Annotated in this window: 5 protein-coding genes and 1 pseudogene; 4 read left to right on the forward strand and 2 right to left on the reverse strand. The window is 74.8% G+C overall.

Annotated elements, in window-relative coordinates; all coding sequences use genetic code 11:
- A pseudogene (locus EES43_RS31405) lies at positions 1-75 on the reverse strand (DUF2771 domain-containing protein); the annotation flags it as partial.
- A 27-nt stretch (positions 76-102) separates the two neighbouring features.
- Positions 103-1,632, reverse strand: a complete 1,530-nt coding sequence (locus EES43_RS16420; protein ID WP_124269410.1) for an MFS transporter — start codon at positions 1,630-1,632, stop codon at positions 103-105.
- A gap of 383 nt (positions 1,633-2,015) precedes the next feature.
- On the opposite strand from EES43_RS16420, the gene EES43_RS16425 reads away from it, so the two are divergent.
- The 4 genes from EES43_RS16425 to EES43_RS16440 all read left to right on the forward strand — a co-directional run.
- Positions 2,016-2,942 carry a DUF3027 domain-containing protein gene (locus EES43_RS16425; protein WP_206430065.1) on the forward strand — a complete coding sequence of 309 codons (927 nt, stop codon included), beginning with the start codon at positions 2,016-2,018 and terminating at the stop codon, positions 2,940-2,942.
- Positions 2,943-3,096: 154 nt separating this feature from the next.
- Positions 3,097-6,300 (forward strand): sacsin N-terminal ATP-binding-like domain-containing protein, encoded by a 3,204-nt coding sequence (locus EES43_RS16430; RefSeq protein WP_124272021.1) that lies wholly within the window; start codon positions 3,097-3,099, stop codon positions 6,298-6,300.
- Between the two features lie 161 nt (positions 6,301-6,461).
- Positions 6,462-7,364: a calcium-binding protein gene (locus EES43_RS16435; RefSeq protein ID WP_124269411.1), complete on the forward strand. Its 903-nt coding sequence runs from the start codon at positions 6,462-6,464 to the stop codon at positions 7,362-7,364.
- Positions 7,365-7,565: 201 nt separating this feature from the next.
- On the forward strand, positions 7,566-8,089 hold a 524-nt coding region (locus EES43_RS16440), incomplete at its 3' end, for a calcium-binding protein (protein ID WP_241192456.1).

Below are 8,089 nucleotides of genomic sequence, written 5' to 3' on the forward strand. Positions count from 1 at the left end.
AAGGAGTCCCGCGGACACGGCACCAAGAGCGACGCCGATTCGACGGCCCTTACCGGAGAAGAACGCAACGGTCATGGGCCGAAGGCTATCGGTCGCCTCCGCTCACGCCACGCGGGGGTGCGGCGTGCCGCGTCGCGCCGCCCCCAGGAGGCCCCGCACGGAGGTGGCCGCGCCGAGCCCGAGAATGCCCGCGGCGACCGACATGCCGAGCACCGCGTTGAGCGGCAGCGCGATGCCGATCGCGCCGCCGATCACCCACGCCATCTGGAGCAACGTCTCCGAGCGGGCGAACGCGGAGGTGCGCACCTTCTCGGGGACGTCCCGCTGGATCATGGCGTCCAGCGAGAGTTTCGACAGGGCCTGGGTGAAACCGGCCATCGCGGCCAGCGCGGCCACCATCAGGGCGGAGAAGAAGACGGCGGCGAGGATCGCCACGCTCAGCGCGAGCCCCAGCACCGTCGCGACGATCACCTCCGGCGCGCGGGCCCGCAGCCACGCGCCCACCGCCGTACCGCAGGCGTTGCCCGCCCCGGCCGCCACGCCCACGATGCCGAGGGAGACGGCCGCGCTCTGGCCCGCGAGCGGATGGTCGCGCAGCAGGAACGCCAGGAAGAAGGTGAGGAAGCCGGAGAGTGCCCGGTGCGCCGTGTTGGCCTGGAGGCCGTGCAGCACGGACCCGCCGACGGAGCGGAGACCCGGTGGCCGTTCTTTGGCCGGTTTTCGCCCCTTCTCCGTTTTCTCCGTTCTGCCGAGGCCGTTCTCTCTGCCGAGGCCGTTCTCTCCGCCGGGGCGGTTCTTCCTGCCGAGGCGGTTTCCGTTTCCGGCGCGCCAGGAGCCGCCGCGCGTCGCCGCCTCGTCCGCCGCCGCCGCCGGATCCGGCTCCTCCCCGCCGTGCGGCACGATCAGCCGGGCCCGGCGCTCGCCCTTGGCGGAGTCGACCTTCGGCGGCAGCGTAAAGGCGAGGAACGTGCCCCCGAGGAAGATCGCGCACGCGCCGTAGAGCGGCCAGCCGGAACCGATGGTCTGGAGCCCCGCGCCGATCGGCGCGGCCACGCCGGTGGCCAGGAGTCCCGCCAGGGTGACCCGGGAATTGGCCTTCACCAGCGAGAAGCGCGGTGGCAGCAGACGCGGCACGACGGCGCTGCGCACCACTCCGTACGCCTTCGAGCACACCAGGACGCCCAGCGCGGCCGGGTACAGCTCCAGGCCGCCGGTGGCGACCGCGCCCGACATGGTGATCGCCAGCGCGGCGCGGGCGAACATCGCGCCCGCCATCGCGGCCCGGCGTCCGTGCGGCAGCCGGTCCAGCAGCGGGCCGATCACCGGGGCGAGCAGGGTGAAGGGCGCCATGGTGATCGCGAGGTAGAGCGCCACCCGGCCGCGCGCCTCGTCCGTGGGGACGGAGAAGAAGACGGTGGAGGCGAGCGCGACGGTGATCATGACGTCGCCCGCGCCGTTCACCGCGTGCAGCTCGATCAGTTTGCCCAGGCCCGATTCCCCGGCGCCGTGGGCGTGCGTGGCCCTGCGGATGCCCCGCGCCGCGCCGGTGAACGGGGCGCGCAGGACACGGCCCGTCGCCCGTCCCGCCCTGCGGAGCGGGCCGGGACCGTCGTGCGACCTGGCGCCAGCCACCCCGTCATAGTGCCCCAACCCCGGCCTCCGTTAACGGCGATCGGCCGCGGACGCGCGCGTCACGCCCTGTCGGACCAGCCGCCGCGAGCCGTGGCGGCGGGACGGCGGCGGGAACGGATACGGCACGTTTGGGGCGGGCAGGTGGGCGCGGAGCGGCGGAGAGGGTAGCGTGCGTAACGCGCCACCGGCGGTTGTTCTTGGCCGCGCGCCTCTCCGCGATCCCGCAGAATGGATGGCAGAAGGCGCGCCCGAGGCAGGCACAACGGGTGTGGACGTCGACGCGGTCCCCAGGTCCGCTCCGCCCGCAGCTGTCTGGCCGAAAACGGCAATCGTGCAGCAGCTGGCGTGCTCGTGAGACTGGCGTATGGAGAGAAGCGAGACCTGTGAGTGCTGCGACGACGCGAAGCCGTACGGCCCGTACCCCCGTTCCCGACCGCCTGTGCGCCGAGGCCGTAGACCTCGCGCGCGCGGCGGCGGAGGAAGCCGCCGCGCCCGGTGTGGTCGGTGAGCATGTCGGCGTGGTCTCCGAGGGGGACCGCGTCGTCACGCACTACTTCGAGTCCAAGGAGCCCGGCTACCGGGGCTGGCGCTGGGCGGTGACCGTCGCGCGGGCCTCCCGCGCCAAGAACGTCACCCTGGACGAGACGGTGCTGCTGCCGGGCGCGGACGCCCTCCTGGCCCCGGAGTGGGTGCCGTGGAGCGAGCGGCTGCGCCCCGGCGACATGGGGCCGGGGGACCTGCTGCCCACCGAGGCGGAGGACCTGCGCCTGGAGCCCGGCTGGACGGGCGAGGACGAGCCGCCGCCGAACTCCGTGGTCTCCGGCGAGCTGGCCGAGCTGGTCGACGCCGAGGACGCGGAGCTGACCGACCGGCCGGTGGCGACGAGCCGCGGGTCGATCGCCGCGGTCGCCGAGGAGCTCGGTACGCGGCGGGCGCGGGTGCTGTCCCGGTACGGGCTGTACGCGGCGGCCGACCGCTGGGACGAGTCGTTCGGGCCGAAGACCCCGATGGCGCAGGCGGCTCCGGCGACCTGCGTGAGCTGCGCCTTCCTGATCCCGATGGCGGGATCGCTGAAACAGGCATTCGGGGTGTGCGCGAACGAGTTCGGCCCGGCCGACGGCCATGTGGTGTCGCTGGCGTACGGATGCGGCGGCCACTCGGAGGCCGCGGTGATGCCGAAGCCGCCCGAGCGGGCGCCGCACGCGCTGGACACGATGCGGGTGGACGCGTACTCGCTGCGGCCCGACCGGGCCGGCGGGTCCGTGCCCGACGAGGCGGACGGCTCCGCCGACGACCTCGGCCACTCCTGACGCGGCCCCGCACGCTCCGCCCCTGCCCGGCCCCGGGCAGGGGCCGTGCGGCCCCGTGTCCGCACGGGACCCCGCGCTCCGGCCGGCCGCCCGCACGGTACCTTCGGGCGCACACGGGGCGGCAGGCACACAGAGCGGAGTCGAGAGCGTGAGCATGAAGGCGACCGAGGGGGCCGATCCGTTCGGGACGGCACGGCTGCGGCGCGGCGTGCTCGACGCCTGGGGCGCCGGGCCGGCGCGGTTCCGCGAGGACGCCAACGCCGAGGAGGACCTGGCGCTCGGCGGCTACCGCGACCGCCTCGTCGTCGAGCTGGCGCAGAACGCGGCCGACGCCGCCGCCCGTGCCGGGGTCCCGGGCCGGCTGCGCCTGACCCTGCACCCGGCCGCCCCCGGCGACGGCGACGGGCGCTGCGTGCTGGCCGCCGCGAACACCGGAGCCCCGCTCGACGCGACGGGCGTCGAATCCCTCAGCACCCTGCGCGCCTCCGCCAAGCGCGAGGGCCACGAGTCCGCCGTGGGCCGGTTCGGCGTCGGGTTCGCCGCCGTCCTCGCCGTCAGCGACGAACCGGCCGTCCTCGGCCGCCACGGAGGCGTCCGCTGGTCCCTGGCCGAGGCGCGCGAGATGGCCCGGCAGGCGGCCGTCGGCAGCCCCGGCCTCGGCGACGAGCTGCGCCGCCGCGACGGACACGTGCCGCTGCTGCGCCTCCCGCTGCCCGCCGAGGGCAACGCGCCCGACGGGTACGACACGGTCGTGGTGCTGCCGCTGCGCGACGGCACCGCCGAGGACCTGGCGGCCCGGCTGCTGGCCGCCGTGGACGACGCGCTGCTCCTCACGCTGCCCGGCCTCGACGAGGTCGTCGTCGAGACCCCGGCGGGCGTGCGCACCCTGCGCCGCTCGCTCCACGGGCCGTACACGCACATCGACGACTCCGAGCACGGCCCGCACCGCTGGCGCACCGTCCTGCGGCACGGACCGATCGAGCCGGCCCTGCTCGCCGACCGGCCGGTCGAGGAGCGGCTGCGGCCCCACTGGTCGGTGACCTGGGCGGTTCCCGTGGACGAGTCCGGAGCGCCGCTCCACCCGCGTACGGCACCCGTCGTCCACGCGCCGACGCCGACCGACGAACCGCTCGGCGTCCCCGCCCTCCTCATCGCCTCGCTGCCGCTGGACACCTCCCGCAGGCACCCCGCGCCGGGGCCGCTCACGGACTTCCTGGTGGAGCGGGCGGCCGACGCCTACGCGGAGCTGCTGCGCGACTGGCGGCCCGTCTCGACCGGCGTCATCGACCTGGTGCCCGGCCCCCTCGGCAAGGGCGGCCTGGACGGGGCCCTGCGCGGGGCGATCCTGGCCCGGCTGCCCCGGGTCGCGTTCCTGGAGCCGGCCGCGCCGCGCGAGGCCGCCGAGGCCGACCGGTGGGAGGACTGGGAGCGGGCGGACGCCGCGGACGGGGGCCCGGAGAGCGCGGCCCTGCGTCCGGTGGAGGCCGAGGTGGTCGAGGGCGTGGGGGCCGAGACCGTACGGGTCCTCGCCGAGGTGCTGCCCTGTCTGCTGCCCGCCGGTCTGGAGCGCCGCACCGAGCTGCGCACCCTGGGCGTGGCCCGCGTCCCGCTGGGCGAGGCGATCGACCGCCTGGCCGGGCTGGAGCGGGACCCGCACTGGTGGCGCCGCCTGTACGACAGCCTGGCGGGCACCGACCCCGACCGGCTGTCCGGCCTGCCGGTGCCGCTCGCCGGCGACCCGGCCGACGCGCAAGGACGCCCGCCGCGCACCGCGGTCGGCCCGCGCCAGGTGCTGCTCCCGCTGCCGGACGGGCTGACCGGGCCGGTGCTCGGCCGGCTGTCGCGGCTCGGGCTGAAGGTCGCCCACCCCGACGCCGCCCATCCGCTGCTGGAGAAGCTGGGCGCGCTGCCCGCCACTCCGCGCGCCGTGCTGAGCACCCCGCAGGTGCGGGCGGCGGTCGCCGGTTCGCTGGACGCGGACGAGATCTGGGACGAGGACGCGCTGGACGGCGAGGAGGTGGCCGAGACCGTCCTCACGCTCGTCCGGGACGCCGAGCTGGCCCCGGGCGACGAACCGTGGCTCGGCGCGCTCGCCCTGCTCGACGAGGACGGGGAGCCCGCGCCCGCCGGTGAACTCGTGCTGCCCGGCAGCCCGTTCGCCGAGGTCATGCGCGAGGGCGAACTGGCCCTGTGCGATGAGGAGTTGTTCGACCGCTGGGGAGAGCAGCCGCTCACCGCATGCGGGGTGCTGGCCACGTTCGCCCTGGTGAGGGCGGCCGATGTGGTGCTGGACCCGGACGAACTGGAGCCCCGCGAAGGGGACTTCGCCGAACCGGACGACGCCGGGCTGCTGGACGCCGTCGACGTGTGGTGCGAGGACCTGCTCGACCAGCTGCCCGAGACGCCCGTGCCGCCCGTGGCCACCGAGATCGTCGCCGTGCGCGACCTGGACCTGGTCGACGACGACGCCTGGCCGCAGGCGCTCGCGATGCTGGCCCGGCCGCCGCTGCGCGACGCGCTGACCCAGCCGGTGCGGGTGCTGCTGCCGGACGGCACGACGCGGTCGGTGCGGCCGTACACCGCGTGGTGGCTGCGCGATCACCCGGTGCTGGACGGCCGCCGCCCGGCCGGACTGCGCGCCGCGGGCGGCGACCCGCGCCTGGCCGGGCTGTACGACGCGGTGGACGCGGGCGGTTTCGACGACGCGCAGGTGCTGCGGGCGCTCGGCGTCCGTACGTCGCTGGCCGCGCTCCTGGAGGAGCCGGGCGGGGCGGCGGAGCTGCTGGCCCGGCTCGCCGACGCGGACCGCCCGGTCACCCCCGTACAACTGCACGCGCTGTACACGGAGCTGGCCGGACTCGATCCGGAGCAGGTCACGTTGGTGGACGAGCTGCGCGCGGTCGTGGACGGCGCGGTGGCGGTGGTCGGCGCGGCGGACGCCGTGGTGGCCGACGCCCCGGACGTGCTGCCGCTGACGGCGGGCGTGCCGCTGCTGCCGGTCGCCCCGGCCCGCGCCGCCGAGCTGGCCGACCTCCTCCAGGTGCGGCGGCTCGGCGAGACGGTGGCGGCGGACGTCACCAGTGAGGGCGAGGAGCGCGAGGTGCCGGAACCGGTCCGCGTGCTGCTGGGCGCGGGCACTCCGGACACCTACGTCGAGCACACCGAACTGCGCGCGGGCGGAGCGGAGCTGGACTGGCGCCGCACCCCGGACGGAGTCGTCCACGCGGCCACGCTGGAGGGCGTGGCGGCGGGTCTGGCCTGGGCGGCGGGGCAGTGGCCCCGGCGGTTCGAGGTGGCGGCCCTGCTGGAGGACCCGTCCCGTACCCAGGAGCTGGCCCGGGACCGCTGGTTCGACTGAGGGCGGCCCGACCTTCCGCGATCTTCACGGAAAGGTCATGGGCGCGCGCAACCCTTCACAGGGCTCGCATGTCTGTTCCCGTGAGCCAGCAGGCTCGCGGATCAGACGGGCCCCGCCGGGCCGACGACGTGCCCCGGGGCCCCTTCTCCACCTGGGGACACATGCGTATTCGAGCCACCGTGGCCGCCGTTTCCGGCGCCCTGGCCCTTTCCGCCCTCGCCGTACCGGCCGCGCAGGCCGAGGAAAGGCCGGCCGCGGGCGTGGACCGGCCCGTCGCGGGCGTGGACCTGCGGTCCGGCGCCGACGTGTTCGGCGCGCGGTCCGGCGACGCTCCCGCCGCGCGGTCCCGCGCCGCCCGGCCGGTCGAGAGGCCCGTCATCAAGAAGGTCGTCGTCAACGGCGGCAAGGACATCGTGGTGGGCACGACGTCCAAGAAGAAGTTCACCGTCTCGGTCACCGCCTCCTCGCCGTCCGGTGTCGCCGACGCCTACGCGTTTCTGTGGCGCGGCTACATCGACGAGACCGACAGCGGTCTCGTCCCCGTGGGGAAGGCAGCCGACTGCAAGGTGTCGGCGGACCCGACCACGTCCACCTGCACGCTGACGATCGTGGCCGACCCGCGCTCCGGCGTCCTTGCCGAGAACAGCCTCGCGGGCACCTGGAACGTCGCGGTCGCGGTGCTCGCCGACACCGGCAGCGATGACGACGCCGTGTGGGACGAGAGCCACTCCCGCGTCCGTGTCCAGCGGTACTCCAAGCTGACGGTGAACGCATCGCCGGAGCCGGTGAAGAAGGGCAGGGCGATCACCGTCACCGGCAAGCTCACCCGGGCGAACTGGGAGACCTGCGCCTATCGCGGCTACACCCGGCAGCCCGTGAAGCTCCAGTTCCGCAAGAAGGGCGCGGCGAGCTACACGACCGTGAAGACGGTCGAGTCCAGCTCCACCGGCACCCTGCGGACCACGGTCAAGGCGTCCGCCGACGGCTACTGGCGCTACAGCTTCGCCGGTACGTCCACCACTCCGGCGGTCGCGTCCGGCGGTGACTACCTCGACGTGAAGTAGCCCTGCCACGGGCCGTGTTCGAGGCCCGATGATCGGCTCTTCACGAAAAACGCATACCTGTGTACAACCATTCACCGGCGGTGCCGGTCTGATCTGTCGAGTCACCGGCCGCCCGTCTCCGACGGGTGGTCGCTCATCAACTCTTCGGATCGGCCCGCCCGTTCCTTCTCCGGGCCGGGCCCCTTCACCCACGGGGAACACATGCGCATGCGCAACTCCGCCGCCGTCGTCACCGGGGCCCTGGCCCTCTCGGTCCTCGCCGTGCCGGCCGCCCAGGCCGACGGCTTCGGTGACACCGCGATCACCAAGGTCACGGTCAACGGCGGCAAGAACGTGGTCGTCGGCACCTCCGGCGCCAAGAAGTTCACCGTCACGGTGGCCGCCAAGGACGACTCCGGTATCGCCGGTGCCCGAATCGACCTGTACGGACCCTCGTTCGGGGTGCTCATGTCGAACAGGACCACGTGCTCCGGCGGCACCTGCACCGCCTCGTTCACCGTCGACCCCAAGGTCGACCTGGCGTACAACAACGGCGCGGCCGGGACCTGGTACGTCGACGCCTGGGTGGACGGCAAGGACGGCGACTACATCTGGACCAAGAAGGCCAAGTCCTTCAAGCTCCTGCGCGCCGCGAAGCTGACGACGAACGCCTCCCCGGAGCCGGTGAAGAAGGGCAAGACCATCACCGTCACCGGCAAGCTGACCCGGGCGAACTGGGACGACTT

It is taken from the genome of Streptomyces sp. ADI96-02 (assembly GCF_003846185.1).
Classification (GTDB): domain Bacteria; phylum Actinomycetota; class Actinomycetes; order Streptomycetales; family Streptomycetaceae; genus Streptomyces.

Excerpts from the sequence above, each read along its gene's own strand:
- EES43_RS16430 (WP_124272021.1), top strand. The coding sequence starts at position 3,097 with ATGAAGGCGACCGAGGGGGCCGATCCGTTCGGGACGGCACGGCTGCGG.
- EES43_RS16435 (WP_124269411.1), top strand. The coding sequence starts at position 6,462 with ATGCGTATTCGAGCCACCGTGGCCGCCGTTTCCGGCGCCCTGGCCCTT.